This window comes from Agromyces sp. P1_H4 (assembly GCF_056405255.1).
Genome location: NZ_JBFUCL010000485.1, coordinates 1 through 1,971, shown reverse-complemented (window position 1 = coordinate 1,971; position 1,971 = coordinate 1). Strand labels below are relative to the sequence as shown.

The following is a 1,971-nucleotide window of genomic DNA, read 5'->3' as shown; positions in this document are numbered from 1 at the left end:
CGCTCGAACCCGTGCACTCGGGCGACGAGCTCGCCCGCATCGCCGGCGCGTTCGAGGTGTCGGATGCCGCGTCCGGGCGCCTGGCCGCCGTCGACCGGATCGCCACCGTCGTTCGTGTCGACACCGTGGCGAACATCGCCGTCGGGGTGGCGCCGTGGGGCCCCTTCGCGGTCGAGTCCGTCCCCGGGAAGCCGACCTGGCTCGACACGGCGCACGTCGTCGCTGTCACGGCCGGAACGTCRCTCAGCGATCCCCGGTCCCTGCCGGGGCCTGTGCTCGTGCTGGGCAAGGACCTGCACCGGCATCCGTTCGCCGTGGACGCCATCACCGCCCTGCGCGCCGTGCGCGACGACGTGGTGACCGTCGACCTGGGCTGGCCGTCGGACGACCGTGCGGTGGTCGACATCGCCACGTTCGGCGCGTCGCGACTCGTGGGGGAGGCCCTCGTCGCGTTCGTGTCCGAGCGCCTCGCCGCCGAGCCCGTCGACGCCGTCCCGGCGGAGGCGACATGAGGCTCGGCATCGACATCGGCGGCACCAAGACGGCCGCCGTCGCGATCGGCGCCGACGGCGAGCTGAGCGACCAGTTCCGCATGCCCACCGGGTTCGGCGCCGAGGCGGTCGTCGCCACGGCGCTGCGCACCGTCGAGCGCATGACCGAGCTCGCCGGCGTCGATGCGGCGTCGTTCGCCTCGATCGGCATCGGGATCCCCGGCGCCGTCGACAGCGCGACCGGACGCGTCGCCCACGCCGTCAACCTCGGCCTCGAGGGGCTCGACCTCGGCCCGCGCCTGTCCGACCGGCTCGGCGTGGAGGTGCGCGTCGAGAACGACGTGAAGGCCGCCGCCGTCGGCGCCCATCACCTCCTCGGCGTGGCCGACGGCATCCGCGCGCACTCGATGGCCTACCTGAACCTGGGCACCGGCCTGGCGGCGGGCGTCGTGCTCGATGGCCGCCTGCTGCGCGGCGGACACGGCGTCGCCGGCGAGATCGGGCACATCCCCGTGGACCCTGCGGGCGTGGTGTGCAGCTGCGGCCAGCGCGGCTGCCTCGAGACGCTCGCGTCGGGTTCGGCGATCGCACGCGTGTGGCCCACCGGCGGGCCGCTGCCGGCGCGCGACCTCTTCGACGCGGCCGAGGCCGGCGACGACCGCGCGATCGACGTGATGGAGCGGTTCCTCACCGGCGTCGCGTCGGCGGTGCGCCTGCTCGTGCTGACGACCGACGTGGACGACGTGGTCATCGGGGGAGGGCTCGCCGCGCTCGGCGACCCGCTCCTCGCCGGAACGCGCCGTATCCTGAGCGGGTGGGCCGCGGACTCCGCGTTCCTCGCATCCCTCGACCTCCCGTCGCGCGTGCAGGTCATCCCGCTCGGATTCCCGGCGGCCGCGGTCGGCGCCGCCCTCGTAGGAGAACATCAATGGCTGAAGTCGTGATCGTCCGCGACGAGGACGCCGCGGGTGACCTCGTCGCCGGCGCCATCGTCGACCTGATCCGCTCCAAGCCCGACGCCGTGCTGGGCCTGGCGACGGGGTCCACCCCGCTCGCGAGCTACCGTGCGCTGGCGCGGCGGATCGCCGAGGAGTCGATCGACGTGCGCGGCGTGCGCGGGTTCGCGCTCGACGAGTACGTCGGGCTGCCCCCGGGGCATCCCGAGAGCTACCGCGCCGTGATCACCCGCGAGGTCGTGGAGCCGTTGGGGCTGACGCCCGAGCTGGTGCGGGTGCCCAACGGCGACCCGGCGACGATCGAGCACGCCGGCGCCGACTACGAGGCGGCGATCACCGCGTCGGGCGGGGTGGACCTGCAGATCCTCGGGATCGGCCGCACCGGGCACATCGGGTTCAACGAGCCGGGGTCCTCGCTCGCGTCGCTGACCCGGGTGAAGACCCTCACCGAGCCGACCCGTGCCGACAACGCGCGGTTCTTCGACTCGCCCGATGACGTGCCGATGCACTGCATCACGCAGGGC

Annotated in this window: 2 protein-coding genes and 1 pseudogene; all 3 read left to right on the top strand. The window is 74.2% G+C overall.

Annotation, left to right across the window (positions count from 1 at the left end):
* Positions 1–512 (top strand): annotated as a pseudogene (locus tag AC1DY2_RS19160) (hypothetical protein); the annotation flags it as partial.
* The gene (locus AC1DY2_RS19155; RefSeq protein ID WP_476763855.1) at positions 509–1,435 is read left to right on the top strand and encodes an ROK family protein; all 927 of its coding nucleotides are present in this window, start codon (positions 509–511) and stop codon (positions 1,433–1,435) included. The pseudogene AC1DY2_RS19160 and the gene AC1DY2_RS19155, both read left to right, overlap by 4 nt.
* Positions 1,420–1,971 (top strand): glucosamine-6-phosphate deaminase (locus AC1DY2_RS19150; RefSeq protein WP_476763854.1); only part of this gene is annotated, 552 nt, incomplete at its 3' end. The genes AC1DY2_RS19155 and AC1DY2_RS19150, both read left to right, overlap by 16 nt.

Coding starts and splice junctions, on each gene's coding strand:
- AC1DY2_RS19155 (WP_476763855.1), top strand. CDS start 509: ATGAGGCTCGGCATCGACATCGGCGGCACCAAGACGGCCGCCGTCGCG.